Here is a 23,082-nt window from a genome sequence, read left to right as displayed (position 1 = left end):
CCGGCCGGTGGTCCGGGACCGACCGGGCGACCCCCGCGGGGCGGTGGCGAACCGCCGGCCCGCGCGGGCCGGGCGCGCCGGAGGTCTCGACGTTGCGCCGCGTTCCGCCTTCAATGGGACGTCGTACGGACACGCGGCAGTCGCACGAGAAGTGCGTCGAACGACGATGAAGTCGGGATGACGATGGCGGAGAAGGGTGCGCTCAGGCAGCGCAGGACCGTGCTGGAGGACGAGTGGGCACGCCGGGTGCCCCAACTGCTCGCGGCAGGGCGGCGCGGCGCCGGGCCCGGCACCCGCGGCCCCGCGGTCCGTACCGAGGTCAGCGACTCGTGGGCACGGTCCCTGGCCACGGTGGACCCTCAGGTGCAGTGCGCCCCGCCCGGCGCCGCGAGCGCACGATGGGCCGGATCGCCGCTGCGCGGCCCGGTGACCGAACTCGCCGAGGAGATAGGCGGCATCGCCGAGGACGCCGGGTTCGTCGCCGCGGTGACCGACGAGACCGGCACGATCCTGTGGACCTGCGGGGGCCGGGTGATGCGGCGCCGCGCCGAGCGCGTGAACTTCGCGCCGGGCGGCCGCTGGGACGAGGGTGCGATGGGCACCAACGCGCTGTCGCTGGCCCTGCGCACCGGCCGCCCCAGCACCGTGTTCTCCGCCGAACACCTGGTCGCGGCCCTGCACGGCTGGGTCTGCTACTGCGCGCCGATCCACGCCCCGGACGGCCGGGTGCTCGGCGTCCTGGACCTGTCCACCACCTGGGACCGCTCGCACCCGCTGGCCCTGCCCACCGTGCGGGGCCTGACCTCGGCGATCGAGGCCGGCCTGCGCGACGCGACGCCCGAACACCCGCCCGCCGCACCGCCGGAGGCACTCGCGCTCCACTGCCTCGGACCCTCCCGGGTCACGCGCGGCGGCGTCGCCCTGCACCTCCCGCCGCGCCAGCTCGAGATCCTCACGCTGCTGGCGCTCGAACCCGGCGGCCACACGCCGGAGCGGCTGCGGGACCTGCTGTACGGCGACCGCCCGGTCTCGGCGTCCACGTTCAAGGCGGAGATGTCGCACCTGCGCCGGGCGCTGGACGGCGCGGTCGCCACCCGCCGCTACGCGCTCACCGCTCCCGTGGAGTGCGACGCGGTCCGCGTCCTGCGGGCCCTGGATCGCGGGGACATCGCGACCGCCCTCGCGGAGTACCGGGGTCCCCTGCTGCCGACGTCGGAGGCGCCGGGCGTGGCCGCCTGGCGGTCCCATCTGGAGGTGGTGGTCCGGGAGGCGGTCCTGGCCGCGACCGCACCCGAACACGCGCTGCGGTACGGCGAGTTGGCCCCGTACGACACCGCGGTGCACGAGCACGCGCTGCGGCTGATGGGCCCGCGGGACGCGCGCCGCGGCATCGCCGCGAGCCGGCTGGGCGCCGCGCTGCGCATGTGAGAGGGCGGGCCGCGTGCCGGCGGACGGGCGGGCCGGGTGCCGGCGGACGTGCGACCCGGGGGCCGGCGGCGAGCGCGCCTGTGCCTGACCGCCGGCGGCGCCAACCTTTCACCAACCTCGGCCGACCACAGTGAGCGGCGTCCCGCTCGTTCCCGCGTTTCCCAGGAGCGCCCGCCATGGTCTACGCGCAGCCAGGCACCGAAGGCAGCATCGTCAGCTACTCCGCCCGCTACGACAACTTCATCGGCGGTGACTGGGTCCCGCCCGCCGAGGGACAGTACTTCGAGAACCCCTCGCCGGTGACCGGCCGGACGTTCTGCGAGGTCGCCCGGTCGACCGCGCCGGACATCGAGCGGGCGCTGGACGCCGCGCACGCCGCGGCCGGCGCCTGGGGCCGCACCTCCCCCACCGAGCGCGCGCTGGTCCTCAACCGCATCGCCGACCGCATCGAGGAGAACCTCGAGAAGCTCGCAGTCGCCGAGACCTGGGAGAACGGCAAGCCGGTCCGCGAGACGCTGGCCGCCGACCTGCCCCTGGCCGTCGACCACTTCCGGTACTTCGCCGGCGCGATCCGGGCCCAGGAGGGCAGCATCGCGGAGATCGACTCGGACACGGTGGCGTACCACTTCCACGAACCGCTGGGCGTGGTCGGCCAGATCATCCCCTGGAACTTCCCGATCCTGATGGCGACCTGGAAGCTGGCGCCCGCGCTGGCGGCGGGCAACTGCGTGGTCATCAAGCCCGCCGAGCAGACCCCGGCGAGCATCCTGATGGTGATGGAGCTGATCGCGGACCTGCTCCCGCCAGGCGTGGTGAACGTCGTCAACGGCTTCGGCGTCGAGGCCGGCAAGCCGCTGGCGTCCAGTTCGCGGGTGGCCAAGGTGGCGTTCACCGGCGAGACCACCACCGGCCGGCTGATCATGCAGTACGCCAGCCAGAACATCATCCCGGTGACGCTGGAACTGGGCGGCAAGAGCCCCAACATCTTCCTGCCCGACGTGATGGCCGCCGACGACGACTTCCTGGACAAGGCGGTCGAGGGCTTCGTGATGTTCGCCCTCAACCAGGGCGAGGTCTGCACCTGCCCGTCGCGCGCCCTGATCCACTCCGGCATCTACGACGCGTTCATGGAGCGCTGCGTCGCACGCACCCGGGCCATCACCGGCGGGAACCCTCTGGACCCGGCGACGATGCTCGGCGCGCAGGCCAGCAACGACCAGTACGAGAAGATCCTGTCGTACATCGACATCGGCAAGCAGGAGGGCGCCGAGGTCCTCACCGGCGGTGGCACCCGCACCGTGGAGGGCCTGGAGGACGGCTACTACATCGAGCCGACCATCTTCCGCGGCACCAACGACATGCGGATCTTCCAGGAGGAGATCTTCGGCCCGGTCGTCTCGGTCACCACCTACGACTCGGTCGACGAGGCGCTCAAGCTCGCCAACGACACGCTGTACGGCCTGGGCGCCGGCGTCTGGACCCGAGACGGCGGCACCGCGTACCGCATGGGCCGCGAGATCAAGGCCGGCCGCGTGTGGACGAACTGCTACCACGCCTACCCCGCCCACGCGGCGTTCGGCGGCTACAAGAGCTCCGGCATCGGCCGCGAGAACCACAAGATGATGCTGGAGCACTACCAGCAGACCAAGAACTTGCTCGTCTCGTACTCCCCGAAGAAGCTCGGCTTCTTCTAGAACACGTCCAAGCGGCGCCCGACCTGACCTCGTGCCAGGTCGGGCGCCGCTGTGAAGCCCCAGTGATACGCAGGTGCTTCCGAGCTCACACCGTGGCGTCAGGAGCGGAGGCTGCGCAGGCCGGTGCGGATTTCGCTGACCAGGATCTCGGGCTGTTCCAGGGCTGCGAAGTGGCCGCCCTTGGCGGCCTCGCCGTAGTGGATGAGATTGCTGTAGGTGTCTTCGATCCAGCTTCGCGGCAGGCGTGGGATGTCCTTCGGGAAGACGGTCACCGCGACCGGAAGTGTGAGCTTCGGGCCGGCGAAAGTGCCCGATCTGTTCTCCCAATAGATGCGGGCGGACGACGCCGCGCTGTTGGTGAACCAGTAGAGGGATATCGCGTCGAGCATGTCGTCCCTGCTGAGGGCGTCCTCGGCGAGCCCGCGGTTGTCGGTCTTGGACTGGAACTTCTCGTAGATCCAGGCCGCCTGACCGGCGGGAGAGTCCGCCAGGGCGAATCCGACGGTCTCCGGCTTCGTGCCCTGAAGGTGGTTGGACCCACCGAGATCGCCGGTGTAGACGGCGAGAGTCTCCACGGCATGGCGCTGTTCGGGCGAAAGGGCGTCGGGTATCTGTGCGGGAAAGGCGAACTGGGTGTTCAGATGAATTCCGAGAAGCCCCTCAGGTTGCATGGCCCCGAGGGCGGTGGTGACGACGGCACCCCAGTCACCGCCTTGCGCGGCCCATCTCGTGTAGCCGAGACGCCTCATCAGTTCCGCCCACGCGCTTGCGATGCGCGACACGGTCCACCCGGTCTCCGTGGGCTTCTGGGAGAAGCCGAACCCGGGGAGCGACGGCACCACCACGTCGAAGGAATCGGCGGCGTCTCCTCCGAACGGGACCGGATCGGTCAGCGGGCCGATCAGCTTCAGGAACTCGACGATTGACCCCGGCCATCCGTGCGTGAGGATCAGCGGCATCGCGCGGGGGTTCTTGGACCTGACGTGGACGAAGTGGATATCCAGCCCGTCGATCTCGGTCAGGAACTGGGGGAAGCGATTGAGCTCGGACTCCAGGCGCCGCCAGTCGTAGCCGCGCTCCCAGTAGTCGACCAGAGACCTGGCGTTCTGCAGGCGAACCCCTTGCGACCAGTCGCCCACCGTCTCCGGATCCGGCCATCGGGTTCTGGCCAGTCGCTGCTTCAGGTCGTCGATCTCCGCATCCGAGATCGAGACGGTGAACGGGCGGACGAGGGTCGAGGTCGGCGGCGGCGGCGGTGCGGTCATTGCCTTCTCCTCCTGGGATTCGAAGCACAGCGCAGCTCTCCACTGCACACTAGTGTGCAGCGTACTTCGCTGCACACCACTGTGCAACAATGGTCGCGTGCCCACTGAGTCCTCCCGCGCGCGCTCGATGAACGAGACACGCGATCGCATCCTCGACGTCGCCCTCGATGTGCTGGGAGAGAACCCCGACGCCGGAATGGGCGACATCGCCTCCGCTGCCGGCGTCGTCCGTCGCACGGTCTACGGCCATTTCCCCTCGCGCCTCGACCTCGTCCGGACCCTCACGGAACGGGCCGTCGCCGAGATGACCGCCGTGCTCACCGACATCAACGCCTCCGGCGCGGCGGCGGACGCGGCGTGGGTCGAGTTCATCGCCCGCGTCTGGCCGGTCACGCACCGGTACCGCGTGCTGTTGGCGCTGCGCCGCGGCGAGTACGGCGAGGCGATCCACGGCCTGCTCGGGCCGGTCGACGAGCTCCTCGCCGACCTCGTGGAACGGGGCCAGGACGGCGACGTGTTCGCACAGCACCTGCCGGCGGGCACTCTGAGCCAGGTCGCCTACGGCGTCGTGTTCGCCCTCGCGGACGACGACCAGCAGAACGGGACCCTCGGCGCCCGCGCAGCGACGATCACGACCCTGCTGATGCTGGGCGTTCCCGAAACGCGCGCAGTCACCCTCGTGGACGACCAGCCCTGACCGACCTTCTTGTAGCAGGTCAGGGCCGCGCCCACGGCCGGTCCTCGGCCCTCGACGTCAGGCGTCCAAGCAGGGCGGGTGGTGGGGGCACGGCGGGTCGTCCCTTCCCGACCCCACAGCACCCGGGGACCCGTCTCAGCTGAGTTCGCTGAATCCGTTCCATCCCGCCGTGCCGATCTCCTTGCGCGCGCCGAAGGCGGATGCCCCGTTGCCGGGGTAGAGCCACAGCCGGCCGGCCGAGTCCACGCCCGCCAGGTCGGCCTTGCCGTCTCCGGTGAGGTCGCCGGGTGCCGCGAGCTTGCTGTATCCCTGCCAGCCGCTGCCGACGTAGTGGCGCGCGGCGAACGTCCCGTCCCCGCGACCGGGGTAGATGTACAGCGCTCCGCCGGGTGTGGTGGCCGCGATGTCGGTGCGGCCGTCGCCGGTGAAGTCGCCGGCTCCGACGATCCGGTTGTAGATGTTCCAGCCGGCTCCGACGTAGCGCTTGGCGCCGAACCTCTCGTCGTCGCCGCCGTTGCCGGGAAGCACGTACAGGCCGCCCGAGGTGGTCCGCACGACCAGGTCCGTGGTGCCGTCGCCGGTCAGGTCGCCGGGGGCAAGGAAGAGGGAGTACGAGCGGGCACCGGTCACGCCGTTCCCGGAGGGGGGGATGAGGTTGCCGTAGCCGTCGTCGTAGAGGTATCCGAGCTGACCGTTGTCGGAGAGCGACGCGGGGTTGGTGACCCGCTTGGCGCCCTCCAGTTCCGTGTCGTGGTTCCACGGGTCGGCGCCGTACCTGGTGACGGGGCCGTCGTTGTTCGCGTAGTACCAGGCGAAATGGCCGTCGGTCAGGTGGCCGACGAGGTTGTTCTTCCCCCAGGAGTAGATGCCTCCCTGGTCGGCGAAGGCGTCCGTCTTCTCCCGCATACCCGCCGTCGTGCGGGCCTTGTAGGCGCCGTGGCCGTCGCCGGCGTAGAGGTACAGCGTGCCGTCGAGCGCCCGGGCGAGCAGGTCGAGGTGGCCGTCGCCGTTCCAGTCGACGTCGCCGATGAGCTGGTTGTAGGCCTGCCAGCCGGTGCCGATCTGGCGGCGGGCGCCGAGCTTGCCGCCGCCGACGCCCGGGTAGAGCCACAGCCGGCCCTGGAGGTCGCGGGCGATGACGTCGCCGTACCCGTTGCCGTCGAAGTCACCGGCGCCGAGCGTCTGGTCGTACATGTTCCAGCCGGTGCCGACCTTCGCCCGGGCCCTGAACGGTGCGGTGGCGCTGCCGGTGCCGGCGTAGAACCACAGGCTGCCGTCGTAGCCGCGGGCCAGCAGGTCCGGGCGGCCGTCGGCGTTCAGGTCGCCGGGGGTGAGCAGCATGCTGTAGGCCTGCCAGCCGCTTCCGATGACGGTGGGCGACTTCGGGCCGGTCGAGCCCGGGCCGCCGTCGGTCGTCTCGTGCAGGCGGCTGGAGAAGATCCGCAGCTGGCCGGACGGCCGCACCGCCAGCACGTCGGGCAGGCCGTCACCGTCGAGATCGCCCGGCGCCGCGATCTTCTGGTAGTTGACCGGCATGCCCCGCACCTGAGCGTCGCCGCCGCCGATCGTGGTCTCCGCGTCGGTGCGCCACAGCACCGCAAGCCGGTCGAAGGAGTCGAGGCCGACGAGGTCACTCCGGCCGTCCCCGTCGAAGTCGTTCGGTGCCTTGGCGGCCGTCGTGGTGGTGGCGGCGGGCGCGGCCGCGGACACCGGTGACACAGCCACGCTGCCGAGCACGGACCCGGCTGTCAGGGCGGTGGCGACGGCTGTTCTGAACAGGCGCAAGGTACGTCGGGCAGTCATGGGTCCCCCCCCCCAGGGATGCGTGTGGATCCGTGCATCATAGGACCCGGCGTGCCGCGCACTTCGAGGCAGGGGCTCGTCCGCGAGGACGGGCAGCGGATGTACGCCCTGGGGCGCGTCGGGTGCCGGCGGGGACGTGCGCGCCCCCGACCGTCCGGACAAACGGATGGCGGGCGGCGAGCCGGACGCGCCAGGATGCCCCGCATGACCTTGCCCACCCCCGCACTGCACACCGCCCGCCTGCGACTGCGGCCCTTCACCGGCGCCGACGCGGCGCCCCTGTACGCGCTGCACAGCAGCGCCCACGTGCTGCGCTACTGGGACTCCCCGCCATGGACCGAACCCGCGCGCGCCCAGCGCTTCGTCGCGGCCTGCCGGACCATCGAGAAGGAAGGCACGGGAGCACGGCTGGCCGTCGACCGAGCCTCCGACGGCGCGTTCATCGGCTGGTGCGGCCTGACCGGCTGGAACCCCGACTTCCGCAGCGCGTCCCTGGGCTACGTCTTCGACGCCGCCGCGTGGGGCCACGGCTACGCCACGGAGACCGCGCATGCCGTCCTGCGATGGGCGTTCGACACCCTGGACCTGAACCGCGTCCAAGCCGAGACGGACACTCGCAACGCGGCGTCCGCCCGGGTCCTGGAGAAGCTCGGCTTCGCCCTCGAAGGCACCCTCCGCGAGGACTGCGTCGTCAACGGCGACGTCTCCGACTCCTGGGTCTTCGGCCTCCTCCGCCGCGAGTGGCGCCCCACGCCCACGCCGCTCGGGCCCGCCCGGATCCCCGGCAGCGGTCCGCAGGTCAAAGGGCGAAGTCCGGGTCGTTCAGGTCGATGACCAGGGAACGGTCGCGGTTGTTGACGAAGGTGACCATCGAGCCCTCGACCGCCACTCGCACGAACGGGTTCGAATTGCTGAGGAACACCAGCCAGACCACGTTCTGTTCGGGGTCGAGGCGGGCGAAGAACCCGTCTCCCCCCATGCTGCTCTCGCCGCCGCAGACGTAACCCGACCCGTCCGGAAGTTCGACGACGGTCCGCGGATCGGGGCCGACATCGTTGAGGTTTTCCGGGTCCTCCTCCAGCAGGGCGTCGACGTCGAAGGACGGGCCGAGTTCGAACCACGACAGGTCGTCGCCGTCCACCTCCGCCTGGCGAGCCGACCCGTCGGCGCGATACATCCCGTCCCACCCGGGCGCCAGGTACTCGCGCCAGAGTTCGCTGATCCTGCTCACCGTCACCACCCTTTCGCCTTTGCGGCTGCCCCGCGACCACGGGTGCAGGGTCACCCGATGGCGGAAAGGGCGCCGGCCCTGACCGGACGTCAGGCCAGGCGCCCTTCAGCCGAGGCCGAGGCCCAGGCAGGACTCACACCGCGCGCAGCAGCAGGAAATCGTTCCTGCGCCGGTAGACCGCGGTGGGGTCGGACTCCACTCCGGGCGCCGCCCGGCAGATGAAGCGCAGCCGGTCCCCGGGGGACACCTCGACGGAGGACACCTGACTCGAGCACCAGGAGATCCTGACCTGGACGCTGTGCGGCCCGGGGGCGACGGACCGCGAGCAGCTCTCCCCCCGCCGGATGTCGCCCACCCGCTTGCCGTCCACATAGACCTTGTAGCGGCGCAGTTGCGCGTACGAGTCGGCCTCGTCACGGAACACCAGGATCTCGGCGCCGCCGTCGGGTTCCCGCGAGATCGGTGCAGATGCCATGTGGTGTCCTTGGTCAGGGGAGGAGCGGGTCGTCCGGCCGCCCGCGGCTTCGGAGGTGTCGCCTGTCCCCCCTCGGGCGTGCTGAGGGAGGACGAACAGCGGGCGGCCGAGGAATCCCAGCGAGAGCTGGCCGAGGGCTCCGGCGAGGAAGACCGCCAGCCCGAACACGGCCACCCCGAAGGCGAACGGGTTCTGCGAACCGGACCCCCTGCTCGGGGGGAGCCAGGCTCCTCCCAGCAGCAGGAGCGCCAGACCGGTCAGGCAGGCCGCGTTGAGAGCGGAGCCCTGCTCGAGCCGCTTTCTGGCGTCGGGCCCGAAGTACCGCGACAGGGCGACCGGTGACGGGCGCGCCGCGGGGTTGCTCCAGTACCGGGCCACCCGCCGCCAGGAGCGAGCGGACAGGGCACCCAACGCGGCACCCCCCGCGAGCGCGGCCCAGGAGATCACTTGAACCAACTTCCGATATCCGAAATGACGTTGTTCGTGACGTTGCTGGTCACAAAGCCGGCGCCCAAGCCTACAACCGCCCCCACCGCTCCCCCGATGACGGTGCCTTCGGGGCCCACGAAGGAACCGATGATCGCTCCGGTCTCCAGGCCGGACTCGGTCATCGTCGCCGATATGTACATGTCGGCCCCGGCCTGCGGGACGCTGGTCAGCGCCGCCCGGGTGCGGGACTGCCCTTCCGACCTGTCCGTCATGTAGTTGTAGCCGTAGGCTGCCACGCCTCCCACGCCGGTGAGTATCCGTGCCGCGGGGACCGAGGTGAGTCCCGGATTCAGTAGGGAAGTCCGCGACAGTCCTGTTCCGGTGTTCTGCATCTGCAGAATGCGGTTGGCATTCGCCATGCCTTCTTCCGCGGTGCCGCTGTTGATTCCCTTCACCACGGCGCCGGGGGTGTATTTGCCGAGATAGGACTGCGCCCCACCCAGTCCCGTGGAGACCACTCCGGTCGTGGTGCACACCTTCCCGAGCAGGTTCGTCGCGCACTGCGAGCTCCACCACCCGGAGAAGTAGGGCACGAAGAAGGGGGCGACCACCTGGTGCGTGGGCGCGTGCGTGCCGCACGGGTCGACGAGGACGAAGACGCATCCGCTGCTGCCGGAGCCGGACGAGGACCCGCCCGAGTTCCCGGACCCCGAACCTGACCCCGAACCCGAACCGGAGCCCGAACCCGAACCCGAAGCCGAAGCCGAAGCCGAAGCCGAACCCGAGCTGGGGCTGTTCTTGCTGATGCACGCCTCGACCGCCTTCACCGTGCCGTTGCAGCCGGTGTCCGGGTCGTACAGGGACTTGCCCGTCGGGTCCGCGTTGCGGACGGGGTTCTCCCCGGCGTAGCCGTAGCCGTTGAGCTCCTGTGGGCTGGTGGCCTCGAAGACCGGGTCGTCGCTGATGAAACGGCCCAGGGTCGGGTCGTACTTGCGGGCGCCCACGTCGGTGTAGCCGGTAGCGGTCTCCTGGGACTTGCCGAGGAACGTGTGCGTGGCGTCGGGCCAGCTGCCCGGGTTGGCGCTCGCCCGCTGCTGTCCGAACGGTGTGTACTGCTGGCGCGTGACCTGCTGGGTGGTGGTGTCCATCGCGAGTTGGGCGGTGCCGTGCGGGTCGTCGAAGAGGTAGTCGACACCACCGCCCGGGAGGCTGGAGTGCACCGCCATCGCGGGTCCGACGCCGCCGTGGGTGTACGTGCGGACCGCGCCGAGCAGGACGTTGGGGGTGACGGAGGTGTTGACGGTGATCTCGGTGTCACCCGCGAAGAGCGTCGTGCGGCCCGGGTCGCGGCGGATCAGCTGATTGCCGTTCGCGTCGTACAGGTAGGTGGTCGCGGACGGGGAGCTCCCGGTGGTGTCGGTCTCCGCCAGGTGGCCCTCGTGGTCCCAGACGAGGGTCTGGCCGGGGCCTCCGGCGGTGGGGGTGCGGCTGAGCAGGTTGCCGGAGGCGTCGTAGACGAAGGACGAGGCGCCGGTGCCGCCGGTGGTCGTCGTCAGGGTGTGCGGCTGGGCGCCCGTCGGGGTGCAGTTGGCGGTGCAGCCGTCCTTGTACACGGTGGTGGTGTCGGCGCCGCCGGCGGTGGAGTGGTCGGTCACCTGCTGGCGGTCGCCGACCGCGTCGTACTGGTACGACTGCCAGTACGAGCCCGCCGTTGCCGCCACGGTGGCGGCCGTCGGGTCGGTGCCCTGGGCCGGGCAGGCGGCCTTGGCGGTCCAGGCCTGCGTGAGGCGGGCCAGGGCGTCGTACTGGAAGCACTGGGTGTCGGTGGCGGTGTTCCCGGTCTCCGACTGCTTGTCGGTGACCGACAGCGCGTCCCCGGCCGCGTCGTAGGTGTAGGAGGTGTCGTCCACCTGCGGTCCTGGCGCCTGGCTCCTGCTGATCAGGCGGTCGGTCAGCCGGCGGGTCTGGTCGTCGTAGGAGTAGGTGAGCGTGACCGGGCTGCTGGAGGCGCCCAGGGTGACCTGGGAGGGCTGGCCGTAGTCGGTGTAGACGGTGCCGATGACGGAGAGCCCGGCGCTGCTGGTCGTGGTCGGGTTGCCGAGGACGTCGTGCCCGTAGGTGATGGTCTCGCCGATCAGGCCCTGGGTGCGCGGATCGGTCTGCGAGGTCAGCATCTGCGTGGTGACGCTGTAGGCGTAGCTCGTCTGGTAGCTGGTCGGCAGCGGGGCCTCGGACGCGGGCAGGGTGATCTTCGTGCCGACCGGCTTGCCGAGCGTGGTGTAGCCGGTGGTCGCCACCGTGTAGCCGCCGGTCACGCCCTGCACGTAGCGGGTCGACGAGGTCGGCAGGCCCACGCGCAGGGTGTCGTACAGCCACGACGCGGCCTGGAAGCCGGTCTTCTTGTCGGTCTCGGTGAGCTTGCGGCCCGACAGGTCGTACGTGTAGTCGAGCTCGTCGGTACGCGCGTCGGTGGTGGAGACCTGGTTGCCGGCGTCGTCGAAGACGGAGCTGCTGCCCCCTGCGTCCGGGTCCGTCTGGGCGTTCTGGTGACCCAGCAGGTCGTAGCCGAAGGTCCAGACGGCGTTGTCGGGTCCGGTCACCTGGCTCTGCCGGCCGGCGGCGTCGTAGAAGTACGTGGTCGCGCTGCCGGTCCCGCCGGTGGCGGTCCAGCCGGTGGTGGCGCTGCCGGTCAGGGTCGGCGCGACGGTGAACTGCGTCAACTGCGTGGTGTGGCCGCGCGCGTCGACGCTGGTCCGGGTGGCGGCCGCGCCCTTGGGCGGGATGACCGTGGTGGTGTCGCCGGTGAACGCGCTGAGCGTGGTCCAGGTCTGCACCCCGTCGTGCTCCTCGGTGACCGAGGTGGCACGGCCCAGGCCGTCGTGGTCGGTGGCGGTCGTGTCGGGGATACTCACCTGCGACACCGACACCAGGCTGGGGCCGGGACTGCCGCCGACCGCGTAGGCGTTGTCGGTGACGACCGTCCAGCCGTGCGAGTCGTACTCGGTGTCCGAGACCGTGGTGTCGCCGTTCTCCGCGGTCGTCTGGGTCTGCAAGGAGCGCAGCATGGCGTCGTACAGCGTCTCGCTGGCGCTGTAACTCCCGTTCTCCAGCAGGGTGTTCGTCGACACGACGGACGGCGCGGTCGCCGACAGGGTGTAGGTGTAGGTCATGCTGGCCGGCGCGCCGGCGGACTTGTCCTGGCTGGGCAGCCACACGCCGGTCAGCCGGCCGAGGGCGTCGTACGTCAACGAGGTGACCAGGCCCGCCACATCGGTCTTGGTCACCGCGGCCTGTCGTGCCGCGTCGAGGGACACCGCGGAGACGTGGCAGGTCTTCGATGTCGCCGTCGTCGGCGTGCAGGCCGCTCCGGGGGTGATCTGCACGGCGGTGGCCGTGCCGGTGGGCAGCGCACCGCCGGCCGGCGTGTACGCCGTGGTCGTGCTCTGCGCGAGGCTGCTGCCGTCGGGGGCTGTGGAGTTGGGTGTGCGGGTGGTGACCGTCACCCGGCCGTAGGAGTCGTAGGTGGTGGCGGCCTCGTTCACGAACCGGGTGACCGTGGTGCCGGTGGCCGCCGCGGCCTTCTGGGTCATCGTGATGTCGCCCAGGGTGGGCAGCGCGGGGTTCGACTGCCCGTCGCCGTTGTAGGCGAAGGGGTTGTGGTCGAAGGAGCTGCGGCTGTCCGAGATCAGGGTGCCGCCGGGGGTCGCACCGGTGGTGGCGCAGTCCTGGTCGGTCACGATGGTCTCCGCGGTCACCACCAGCGTCGCGGGCTTGCCGTCGAGGTAGCGGGTGAAGGTGCAGCTCGCGGTGTTGCGGGCCGCGCCCACCTCGCCGCGGTCGTCGCTCTGCACGGCCATGCCGGTCGTGGTCCGGCCCAGCGTGGTGGTGTAGAAGGTGTCCGTCTCGGTCTTCCGCCAGCCGTAGGAGACGGCCTGGCGGGTGAGCGTTTTGGCCGTGCGCACCATCTGCGCGGTCAGCGCGGGCAGGCCGGTGCGGCTCCGGGACGCGGTGGGGCCGATGATCGTGGGCACGGTGACGACGGCCTTGTCGATGCTGCCGTCGACGCCCGTGTAGGTGTCGGTCTCGAGGACCTGGCCCGCCAGGGCGTTGTCGTCGGGGACCGTGACGCTGCCGTCCTGGCTGGTCAGATCGGGGACGCTCCGGGTTCCGGACGGGAGCGTGTCGCCGTCCATGCCCAGGAAGTAGTACGCCTTGGTGAGCGTCTTCTGGTCGTAGACCTTCCGGCCGTCGGTGTAGTGGAAGACGTTCGGGTCACCGGTGGTGGTGTCCACCTCCGGGAAGCCCCGGAACTGCCCCCACGTACGGTTCTTGGCCTTGACGGTCTCGTTGTCGTCGTAGTGCCAGCCCGGATCCCCCTTGTAGGCGTAGGAGGTCAGCAACTCCGGTTCCGTGCCGTCCTGGTAGTGGTTGTGCGGATCGATCGTGGTGACGGAGGCGACCGGGTGCAGGAAGAACCAGTCCAGCATCGGCGACGGTTGCCCGTGGGGCGTCCAGTACACCGGGAAGCACCAGAGCTTGTTGGTCGAGGCGAAGCCCTTGGCGGCGGCGTCGGTCGGATCCGCGGGATCGCTGGCGGGGGCCGAGGAGCAGTTCGGGGTGCCGTAGGCCACGGTCGTCTGTGCGCCGGTCTCGGTGGTGACGGTCTGGATCCGGTCGTGGTACATCGGCGGCATCTGCGGGATCGTCCCCACCCGGTTGGACAGTTGGAGCGGCGGATCGAAGCTCACCGACGGGGTGGGCTTGGTGGCTGTGGCGCCGCCCAGCAGGTCGAGTCCCGTGTGCGTGATGGAGTCCAGCCACAGGGTCGGCGCGTGGTCGCCGCCGTCGGGGAAGGACTGCGTGAAGTCGTAGCGGTCGACCTGGTCGGTGGTACCGCCGACCTGCACCTGGGTGGTGATCGACGTCAGCCGCTTGCGCGACCAGAAACTCGCCCCGTGGTTGGTGCAGTCGGTGGATCCCTTCGAGCAGTTCAGGTCGATCGGCACGTCCGGCCAGTAGTCCGGGTTGGACGTCGTGAACTGCGTGTCGGAGCAGGTGTTGCCGGCGGGCACCCCGGACACGCACCGTTCGGCGGTGGCGTCGAAGAGCACCTGCTCCGGTGCCGTGGCCGCGTAGACCGTCGACGCCGTCATGCCGTAGTCGATGCGCTTGAGCGTGCCGCCGCGGGTGTACGCCACCGCGGTGTTCTTCATGTTCACGCCGTAGTAGCCGGTCTCCGGTGCGTAGTAGTACGCCATGGCGTTGGCATGCGGGTCCACCACGTAGTCCAGGTTGAACCGGTAGCCCAGCGTGCACGCGCTGGAGGCGAAGTCGGTGCCCGCCGGGCAGGCGGACACCCCGTCGTGCGCCTTGTAGACCGGCATCGTCCACACCGACTGCGTGTCCTCCTTGCCGCTGGACCAGCCGGGCAGGTGGTTCAGGCCGAAGAAGTACTGCACGCCGTTCTCGGTGACCTTGAAGTACTCGCCGTTGTCGGTGCCGTTCGTGGCGTCGGTGAGGTTCTCGATCTTCGTGGTCGAGTCGTCCTGTGCCGGGTGGAAGCTCTTGGTCGCGTCGTCGTAGACGATCGGCGAGGACTTCCCGTTCAGCGACAGGGTCAGGATCTGTCCCGCCCAGCACTCGTCGCCGTCGTCCTTCGGCGCTCCGGACGACGAGTCGTCCTTGCACGGCTTGTAGGTCCGCTCGATGAAGTTCTCCGAGGTGGACCAGCCGTCCCCCAGCCAGGACGACTGGTTGTTCGTACCCTCGGTGCGCGCGTCCTGGGTGGAGGAGTCGTAGGACAGCGCGACGTCGGGTGCCGCGCCGCCGATCGCCGGGGGCAGCGAGATCGGGTAACTGTACGTGAAGGAACCGGTGTTGGCGCCCATGGACCAGGTGCCTCCGGACGAGAGGCTGGTCGCCGAGTAGTCGCCCGACGAACCGCTCGTGCCCGAGGTCGCCGCCAGCACCACGAGTGCACCGCCGGCTGAGCGGGTCGCGCCGACCGCCGGGGTGCTCGCTGCGGGCAGGGCCACCTGCGCGGACAGCGGCCCGGCCCCCGGCGTGGTCCGCAACGGCGTCTGCCCCTGGCAACGCGGTAGTCGAGGTGTGGTCAGGGCGCACGCCGGCAGCGACACCAGGTGCAGCCGTGCGGCGAAGTCACCGCCGTAGGCGAACCGGAAGACCGAGGCGTCCACGGAGACGCCGACACTGCCCGCGGCGCCGGCGCTCCGCAGCGAGAACAGCATGCCGTGCACGCCGGCCGCCTGCGCGGTGCGCTGGTCGGCCGTGGCGACCCGCACCTGGGCCGCTGTCGCGGTGGAGTGCGCCGCGGACAGCAGCACCGGCGTCGCCCCCGCGCGAACAGGCCTGCGGGGAGACTCCGTTCGCGTCGCGCCCGCAGGGCCCGGGGCCGATGTGTCCGCCGAAGGAGCGCCGGCCGTAGCCGCGGAGGCGGAGGCGGCGGCCCCGCCCGCCAGGGTCACGGTCGCGCTGGCCGCGCCCGGAAGTGCCGCGTGCCCGGTCGGATCGAACCGCGTGAACCCCTTGGGCGCCGCGGCCTTGTGCGGCTTCGCGTGCGTGAACGGGATCACCACGTCCTTGGCCGCCGCCGGGGCGTGGGGAGGCGGTGCCGGCGCCGGTGAGGCCATGGCGGCGGGCGCGGGTATGAGCATGCCCACCACCAGGACGCCCGCTATCGACAGACCGGCGCCGCGAAGGCGGCCGCCGGCCCGGCTCCTTCGTCTCCACGACCTCGTTGTGCGCGCCATCGTGAACGTCCCTCCCGTTTCCGCCCAGGAGAAACCGAGAGTCGCCCGGGGGTTGTGTAGGCCCTGTGCGTAACCAAGGGGCTGACGGTGCATCACCCTAGGGCTTTCCCCGGGGCGGAATTTGATCTTCCACGACAAGGAAAAGGCAAAGAAAAGGCAGCGGGCTCCACGCAAGGTGAATCCAAGGATGTCAAATGCCCCGAAAATGAACGCAGTTGGCGTTCGGAGAGGTGGACCCGCCCGTCGTCGGCCACACAGAATGACGGCTGCGCGAATCCCGGTCGTGGGATTCCACACGGTCCGCATCTGGACTCAGTTCAAGGGGGGCGCAGCACCGTGAATGTCGACCTGCCGTCACACGATCCACGAAGAGCCGACCGAGCCGTGCGCGGGCGGCGGCCGCTCGCGTCCGCACTCGCAGCCCTGCTGGCGGCCGGCGCGCTCTGCGTCACCACGGCACCGGCGCATGCCTCGGGCCCGGCCGGCCCGTCGGGTACGTCCCCGTCCGCGACGCGGCATGGCGGCACGGACCCGCTCCAGGCCGCACTGGACTCCGCCAGGACCTCCGGCCGGCCCGTGCCGATCGACGCCCTCACCGACACCGCGACCACGGTGGTCGCCAACCCCGACGGCACCTTCACGCGCAGCGAGTCCTCCAGCCCGCAGCGCGTGCGCCAGAACGGCCGGTGGGTGCCGATCGACACCACCCTGGTCCGGCGGCCGGACGGCACCTACGCTCCCAGGGCCGCCACGACGCAGGTCACGTTCTCCGGCGGCGGAAGCGGCGCGCTGGTCACCCTGGCCGACGGCTCCGACGCGGTGGGCTTCTCCTGGCCCGGCACGCTGCCCGCCCCGACCGTGTCCGGGGACACCGCCACGTACCCCGACGTGCTGCCGCAGGTCGACCTCCAGTTGACCGCCGACGCCGCGGGCTACTCCTCGGTGCTGGTCGTCAAGTCCGCGCGGGCCGCCGCCGACCCCGCGCTGCAGCGACTGACTCTGGGGACCACCAGCAGCCCGCGTCTGGCCCTCAGCGGGACGGCTCAGGGCGGCGCGCAGGCCACCGACACCGTCACCGGCCGGACGGTCTTCCACAGCGACACCCCCCTGATGTGGGACAGCACCCCCACCACCGCTGCCGACGCGAGCCGACTCGCCGGCGCGGCCGCGGCCGCCGGCTCCACGAGCGCCCTGCGCGCCCGGGCCGAGCGCAGCGCCTCCGCCGTCCTCGGCGCCCACCGCGCCAGGATCGCGGTCGCGTTCGCCAAGGGCCGGCAGACCCTGACCCTGGACCGGGCCCTGCTCGCCGCCGGCACCACCAAGTACCCGGTCTACGTGGACCCCGAGTGGTCCGGCTCGCCGGGCAAGTCCCAGCTGGACTGGGCGCGGATCTCCGACAACGGCTGGAACGTCTACAACTCCACCGCCACCACGGGCGCCAACAACGCGCGCGCCGGCTGGGACAACAACAACCCGGGCAACGGCGAGCGGGCCCGCACGTACTACGCGATGAACACCGCGGGCATCAAGAGTGCCGTCGTCACCAAGGCCGACCTGTACGTCAACCAGCTCTCGGCGGCGTCGTGCGCGAGCACGCCGGCGGCGGTGTACGGGACGGCGGCAGTCGGCGGATGGAACTCCTCGGGCCTGTCCTGGGGCCACGAACCCACCCGGCAGACCGGGGTGATCGCCACCGCCTCCAGTCACGAGGCCGGCACCTGCCCGACCAAGGCCGGGTCGAAGTCGTACGTGTCGCCGCCGACCCTCGACTTCAACGTCACCAGCAGGATCCAGTCGGCCGCCGCCGGCAAGTGGCCCTACGCGACGTTGCTCGTCGAGGCCGCCAACATGAACGACGCCACCCAGTGGAAGCAGTTGGGCTTCGGGGGCGGCGCCACTCTGTCGGTGACCTACACCTACCGTCCCAAGCTCAAGGACGGCACCGGCGACCCGGCCGTCCACCCGTCGGTGGTCGACATGGGCAAGACGCTGACCACCACGCACACCCCGACCCTGTCCGCCCGCGCCATCGACCCCGACCTCGCCGGCGGCAGCGAGACGCTGCACATCCTGTACGACGTCTTCAACTCCGGCGGGACGCTGGTCTCCTCGGGCTACGGCCCGAGCAGCGGGTACAACGCCAACGGCAGCGACTGGACCACCGGCACCCTGGCCGACGGCACCTACACCTGGAAGGCCACCGCCCAGAACTCCTCCGGGTACTGGGTCAGTTCGACCGGGACGTGGACGGCGACCCAGACCTTCACCGTCGACACCACCGCGCCGCACGCGCCCACCGTCGCCTCCACCCAGTTCCCCGGGAACCAGATCGGCAGCGCCTTCACGGACACCGGCACCTTCGTCGTCGGAAACGACCGCACCAACAACGTCATGGGGTACTTGTTCTCCCTCGACGGCAACCTGAGCAACATCACGTACGCCGCCAACCGCGGTACCGCCTGGACCACCAGCACGGTCCTCAAACCCGGCACGGTCTACTACGCCACCGCGGACAACAAGACCGGCACCGGCACGGCCGTCGTCAACGGCGACGCCGCCCTGGCCTTCCCGCCGGGCACCGTCGGCCCGCACACCTTGTACGCCAAGGCCGTGGACCAGGCCGGCTCCACCTCGCCGCAGACCTCGTACCTCTTCTACGCCGGCGCCAGCACCCCGGCCTACGCCTACGGCGACAAGATGGCCACCGGCTGGAGCGCCACCAACACCGACGGCACCACCACCACCGTGCCGGCGGCAACCATCAGCAGCGCGGGCGGCTATCTGCGCACCCAGGCCAACCTCTCCGGCGTCAACTTCGGTGACGGCGCCCAGGGCATGCTGTCGAACAACACCGCCAACAACACCAAGGTCGCGGTCGGCGACAGCGCGGTCTTCTCCTTCGACATCCCCCAGACCGGCCCCTGGGACATCGGGGCGAGCCTGACCAAGGCCACCGACTACGGCGTCTACAAGCTGACCCTTGACGCCGGTACCCCCAACGCCACCGTGCTGACCAGCGGCTTCGACGCCTACAACGCCGTGGTCAGCACGCAGTACATCGATCTGGGCATCCCCAAGGACAGCACGGGCGCCCTGCAGACCCTCAGCCAGGGCCTGCACACCCTGACCCTCACCCTGACCGGCAAGAACAGCGCCTCGACCGGCTACCAGGCGGGCATCGACACGCTGCGGCTCGGCCCCGCCGCGACCTGCCCGATCAACAGCACCACCGGCTGCCTGAACAACACCGCCGTCAGCACCTACACCGGTGGCACCACTCCCACCGTCAGCAAGGCCGACGCGGACGGCCGCGGCGACAGCCTCAACGCCGCCGACCTGACGGCCGCCGGGTGGGCCGGCGGCCAGAGCGTCACCGTCGACGGCGCCACCGTGAAGCTGCCCGCCTTCGGCAACGGCACCAGCGACAACATGCTCGCCTCCGGCCAGGTCGTCACCGTGCCGTCCACCGGCGTCGTCAACCAGGGCAACGCGGTCGTCTTCCTCGGGTTCGCCACCGCCGGAACCGCCAAGGGCGCCACCGGCACCATCACCTACAGCGATCCCGGCTGCCCGCTGCCGAGCCAGCGGTACACCCTGGACGCCGTCCCCGACTGGATCAGCCCGGTGGCCGGGACCGCCGCCCTGACCGTGGGCCACGAGAACAAGAGCACCAACACCCAGAGCACCGTCAGCGGCGGCCTCTACGCCTTCAGCGTGCCGCTGGACTGCCCCGGCTCGACCGTCAGGGACATCACGCTGCCCCTGTGGTCCAACGGCGTGCAGGGCGGTCAGAACTCCATCCACTTCCTCGGCCTGGGCATCCGCGCCTCGTCAGCCACCGCCACCCGGCACTGGGTCGGCACCTGGTCCGACGCACAGGACAGCGGGCACATCCAGTCCCAGCCGGCCACCGGCTCCGCCGTCGACGCCAGCCTCAACAAGCAGACGGTGCGGATCCCCGTCCATGTGAGCGTCGGGGGCGACAACGACGGCCAGGTCCGCATCCACCTGTCCGACCTGCGCGGCACGCTGCCCGTCAAGTTCGACGCGGCCTCGGTCGCCCTCCAGGACGGCACCTCGGGGGGCGCCACCGCGGCCGCCGCACCACTCCCCCTCACCTTCGGTGCCGGCCAGAGCACATCGACCACGGTGCCGGCGGGCGGCGACGTCACCAGCAACCCGGTCACCCTGCACGTGCCGCAGCAGGCCACCCTGCTCGTCAGCCTTCAGGTGGACGGCGCGCCCGCCAGCCTGGCAGGGCATGCGCTGGCCGGAACCCCGGTCTACGCCAGCGGCACCGACGGCGTGGACCACACCAAGGAGACCGCCGCCACCTCCTACACCCTGACCACCATGACCGGCATCCCGTTCCTGTCCGCCGTCGACGTGAGCACCCCGGTCGGCAACCCGACCGGAGCCGTGGTGCTCTACGGCGACCGCACGATCAACGCCGACACCTCGGGCTCCGACGGCCGCGGGCACCTCAGCGACGCCATCTCCACAGCCCTTGCGGCCGACCCCGACAGCGAGGGCAGCGTCGAGTACGGCGTGCTCAACGCGGGCAGCAGCGCCACGGACGTGGGACCCGGGCTGCTGCCGCCGCCGCTCGGCTCCGCCGAGCCGCTCAGCGCCATGAACCCGCTCGACAGCGCCGCCCTCGCGCAGAGCGGCGTGCGCACCGTCCTGATCTCGAAGGGCACCGACGACCTGCTGAAGTGCACCGGCACGGACGTCAACCAGTGCGCGGTCGCGGTGGAGAGCGGCCTGGTCGCCGAGACCAGCGCGATCAAGTCCTTCTACAACGACGACAGTCTGAACCTGAACGTCCAGACCGGCAGCACCACCGGCCAGATCACGGTCTACGTCGCGACGATCCCGCCGTTCACCGCCACCCATACGGCCACCCAGGAGGCGGCGCGGGAAGCCGTCAACCTCTTCGTCACTGGTGACGGCAGCGGCGCCTACCTCAACGGCGCCGCCGACGGGGTGATCGACTTCGCCGCGGCCGTCTCCACCGCGGGCGACGACGTCTCCGACACCGTCAAGACCGCGGACCTGAGCGGCGGCGCCCCCGACGCGGCCTACACCGCCGACCTGGCGGCGCAGTACCTGTCGGACAGCGCCGATCCGTACATCCCGCAACCCAACTCCGGCGACCCGGGCGGGAGCACCGGCGAGGACGAGTGGAAGCTGACCACCGACGGGTCGGACACCACGGGCCAGAACCCGGCGACGGCCTACGGAGCGGTGACGTTCTCCGCCGACGCACCCGCCAGCCCGACCGCCGACGGCGGTTCGGCCGCTTTCGACGGCAGCACCGGCTATCTGCGCACCACCACCGCCGCCGTGAACACGCTGAACGACTACACGATCTCCCTGTGGGTCAAGCTCAACGACGGCAGCAACACCGTCAACGCCCTCTGCCAGGGAACCACCGCCCACCAGGCCCTGTACATCGGCTACGACAGCGGCAACCAGGGCTGGGCCTTCCAGACCACGACGACCAACGACGACAACGCGCAATGGCCCACCGCCGAGGGCGACTTCGGTTCGGCCGAGCTCAACACGTGGACCCACCTGGTCGCCACGTACACGGCACCCGTGGCGGGCGACGACAGCACAGGCGTGATGACCCTGTACGTCAACGGGTCGCTGATGGGGACCGATGTCAACCTGACTCCGCAGTACGACCCCAACCTGCCGATGACCGTGGGCGCCTGCCGCAACACGGCCGTCTACGGTGAGACGCCCTACACGGCCTTCCCGGGGCAGGTCACGGACGTGCACACCTACGGCTTCGCCATGGCCGCCGACCAGATCGCGGCGATGGACTGAACCCGCCGGCCGCTGCCCCGACCGTCACCTCGGCCTGGGCAGCGGCCACCGAACGGGACAGGCCGCGGTGCGGTGACCTCAGCATGGAGACCGAACGTTCTGCCATTTGTTAACATCGATACCATGAGTCCGAGAACAGAAGGTGGCACCGTCTCCGAGGCGCGCACGCGGCTGCTCGGGACGGCAACCCGGATCTTCTACTCCGAGGGGATCCACTCCGTCGGCATCGACCGGATCGTCGGTGAGGCGCAGGTGACCCGGGCCACGCTGTACCGGCACTTCTCGGGCAAGGAGGAGCTCGTCCTCGCCTACCTCGGACTGGCCGACCAGGGCATCCGTGGGCAGGTCGCGGCCGCCGTGGCCAGTAGCGATTCGGCGGCCGAGCAGGTCCGGGCCGTCGCCAGATCCATCACCGAGGGCATCCGGTCCCCCGGATTCCGCGGATGCGCCTTCCTCAACGCGGTCGCCGAGTACTCCGATGCCTCCCACCCGGTCCACCAGGCCGTCATGGCCCACCGGGACTGGTTCCTGACCACGGTCACGGACCTGCTGGCGCAGACCGGCGACGCACCCGCCGACGCGGCCGGCCGCCACCTCGTCATGCTCCGCGACGGGGCCATGGCGGCTGGTTGCCTCTTCGATCCGAAACTGATCTCCGAGACCTTCCTGGACGGCGTGGAGGGCATCCTCCAGGCCCGCGGCGCCTGAGTTCCCGGGCAGCCGCGGTCCCAGGACGGTCCCGGTCAGTCCGCCCTGTGGCCGCGGCCGAGACGCAGGGCCGAGACGAGGAAGAAGATTCCGCCGAGGACGGCGTAGCCGCCCAGGTTGCCCAGCTTCGGGTCCGACGCGGAGGCGCCCGCCGCGAACGACACTCCGGCCAGCACGGAAATGCCGCCGCTGAGCATCATCGGCCACTGACCCCCCATGGCGCCGTTGCGACGGCTGAGCCCCACGATCAGCTGGACGGCCCCGGAGACGATCGCCCAGGCACCCCACACACGGAGGACCGCCGGTATGCCGGAGACCCCGGCGGCACCCAGGGCGACGGTGGCGATCGCGCTGATCAGGATGTTCGCCTGAAGGCCGCGGATCGGTCCGGTGCCACCGGCCGAGCGCACGTCGACGATGGCCGAGGCGACGTCGAACAGCGGGTAGACGACCAGCAGGGTGATGCCGAGGCCTCCGAGGTGGGACGTGTCGGCGAACAGCACGGCCGCCCAGACGACGGCGAATCCGAACCGCACGAAGTACAGCCGGCGCAGGGACGGCGCGAACCGGCCGGCGGCGGCCGATTCAGCGGGAGGCGAGTCAACGGTGGTCACAAGGATCCCTTCGAGGCGGCGGCGGGGTGAGCGCGGTTCGGCTGGTGCCGCGGCCGGCGTCCTCCCCCACTGAGGCGGGTGCGGCGAGCCGCGGGCCCTCCTCAAGACCGAACGTTCTAGCTCACTCAGGATG

Annotated in this window: 12 protein-coding genes; 6 read left to right on the top strand and 6 right to left on the bottom strand. The window is 70.8% G+C overall.

Annotated elements, in window-relative coordinates:
• The first annotated feature begins 177 nt into the window (after positions 1 to 177).
• Together BMW99_RS11510 and adh are read left to right on the top strand one after the other, a co-directional pair.
• Entirely contained in the window at positions 178 to 1,428 is a 1,251-nt protein-coding gene (locus BMW99_RS11510; RefSeq protein ID WP_245791372.1) for a helix-turn-helix domain-containing protein, read from the top strand.
• 176 nt (positions 1,429 to 1,604) lie between these two features.
• The gene (adh, locus tag BMW99_RS11505) at positions 1,605 to 3,122 is read left to right on the top strand and encodes an aldehyde dehydrogenase (protein WP_069463894.1); all 1,518 of its coding nucleotides are present in this window, start codon (positions 1,605 to 1,607) and stop codon (positions 3,120 to 3,122) included.
• A gap of 98 nt (positions 3,123 to 3,220) precedes the next feature.
• Here the strand turns inward: adh and BMW99_RS11500 are convergent, their stop codons facing one another.
• Positions 3,221 to 4,387 (bottom strand): epoxide hydrolase family protein, encoded by a 1,167-nt coding sequence (locus BMW99_RS11500; protein WP_069463895.1) that lies wholly within the window; start codon positions 4,385 to 4,387, stop codon positions 3,221 to 3,223.
• Between the two features lie 97 nt (positions 4,388 to 4,484).
• Here BMW99_RS11500 and BMW99_RS11495 point away from each other — a divergent pair, with 97 nt between their 5' ends.
• Positions 4,485 to 5,084: a TetR/AcrR family transcriptional regulator gene (locus BMW99_RS11495; RefSeq protein ID WP_107451578.1), complete on the top strand. Its 600-nt coding sequence runs from the start codon at positions 4,485 to 4,487 to the stop codon at positions 5,082 to 5,084.
• A 135-nt stretch (positions 5,085 to 5,219) separates the two neighbouring features.
• Here BMW99_RS11495 and BMW99_RS11490 read toward each other — a convergent pair whose 3' ends face one another.
• Positions 5,220 to 6,887: an FG-GAP repeat domain-containing protein gene (locus tag BMW99_RS11490; protein WP_075016735.1), complete on the bottom strand. Its 1,668-nt coding sequence runs from the start codon at positions 6,885 to 6,887 to the stop codon at positions 5,220 to 5,222.
• A gap of 204 nt (positions 6,888 to 7,091) precedes the next feature.
• Here BMW99_RS11490 and BMW99_RS11485 point away from each other — a divergent pair, with 204 nt between their 5' ends.
• Positions 7,092 to 7,721: a GNAT family N-acetyltransferase gene (locus BMW99_RS11485; protein ID WP_245791371.1), complete on the top strand. Its 630-nt coding sequence runs from the start codon at positions 7,092 to 7,094 to the stop codon at positions 7,719 to 7,721.
• On the opposite strand, the gene BMW99_RS11480 is transcribed toward BMW99_RS11485, so the two are convergent.
• The 3 genes from BMW99_RS11480 to BMW99_RS41270 all read right to left on the bottom strand — a co-directional run bounded on the left by BMW99_RS11480 (position 7,687) and on the right by BMW99_RS41270 (position 15,366).
• Entirely contained in the window at positions 7,687 to 8,118 is a 432-nt protein-coding gene (locus BMW99_RS11480) for a hypothetical protein (protein ID WP_141726164.1), read from the bottom strand. The two genes, BMW99_RS11485 and BMW99_RS11480, sit on opposite strands and share 35 nt — an antisense overlap.
• Before the next feature lie 133 nt (positions 8,119 to 8,251).
• Positions 8,252 to 9,040, bottom strand: a complete 789-nt coding sequence (locus BMW99_RS41275; RefSeq protein WP_069463899.1) for a hypothetical protein — start codon at positions 9,038 to 9,040, stop codon at positions 8,252 to 8,254.
• Complete coding sequence (locus BMW99_RS41270) at positions 9,037 to 15,366, bottom strand: RHS repeat domain-containing protein (protein WP_069463900.1); 6,330 nt, start codon at positions 15,364 to 15,366, stop codon at positions 9,037 to 9,039. Before BMW99_RS41270 ends, BMW99_RS41275 begins: the two co-directional genes overlap by 4 nt.
• Positions 15,367 to 16,176: 810 nt before the next feature.
• Here BMW99_RS41270 and BMW99_RS41265 point away from each other — a divergent pair.
• Together BMW99_RS41265 and BMW99_RS11460 are read left to right on the top strand one after the other, a co-directional pair.
• Entirely contained in the window at positions 16,177 to 21,627 is a 5,451-nt protein-coding gene (locus BMW99_RS41265) for a LamG-like jellyroll fold domain-containing protein (protein ID WP_069463059.1), read from the top strand.
• Between the two features lie 123 nt (positions 21,628 to 21,750).
• On the top strand, positions 21,751 to 22,335 hold the full coding sequence (locus tag BMW99_RS11460) for a TetR/AcrR family transcriptional regulator (protein ID WP_069463058.1): 585 nt from the start codon (positions 21,751 to 21,753) through the stop codon (positions 22,333 to 22,335).
• 35 nt (positions 22,336 to 22,370) lie between these two features.
• Here BMW99_RS11460 and BMW99_RS11455 read toward each other — a convergent pair whose 3' ends face one another.
• The gene (locus tag BMW99_RS11455; RefSeq protein WP_069463057.1) at positions 22,371 to 22,949 is read right to left on the bottom strand and encodes a hypothetical protein; all 579 of its coding nucleotides are present in this window, start codon (positions 22,947 to 22,949) and stop codon (positions 22,371 to 22,373) included.
• Positions 22,950 to 23,082: the final 133 nt, after the last annotated feature.

The sequence above is a fragment of the Actinacidiphila rubida genome, assembly GCF_900110255.1.
Classification (GTDB): domain Bacteria; phylum Actinomycetota; class Actinomycetes; order Streptomycetales; family Streptomycetaceae; genus Actinacidiphila; species Actinacidiphila rubida.
Note: the sequence above shows the minus strand (reverse complement) of the source record. Positions and strands in the feature narration are given on the sequence as shown.

Bases quoted from the DNA above. Each gene is read 5' to 3' on its own strand.
- BMW99_RS11510 (WP_245791372.1), top strand. From the start codon at position 178: ATGACGATGGCGGAGAAGGGTGCGCTCAGGCAGCGCAGGACCGTGCTG.
- BMW99_RS11490 (WP_075016735.1), bottom strand. From the start codon at position 6,887: ATGACTGCCCGACGTACCTTGCGCCTGTTCAGAACAGCCGTCGCCACC.
- BMW99_RS11460 (WP_069463058.1), top strand. From the start codon at position 21,751: ATGAGTCCGAGAACAGAAGGTGGCACCGTCTCCGAGGCGCGCACGCGG.
- BMW99_RS11485 (WP_245791371.1), top strand. From the start codon at position 7,092: ATGACCTTGCCCACCCCCGCACTGCACACCGCCCGCCTGCGACTGCGG.
- adh (WP_069463894.1), top strand. From the start codon at position 1,605: ATGGTCTACGCGCAGCCAGGCACCGAAGGCAGCATCGTCAGCTACTCC.
- BMW99_RS11500 (WP_069463895.1), bottom strand. From the start codon at position 4,387: ATGACCGCACCGCCGCCGCCGCCGACCTCGACCCTCGTCCGCCCGTTC.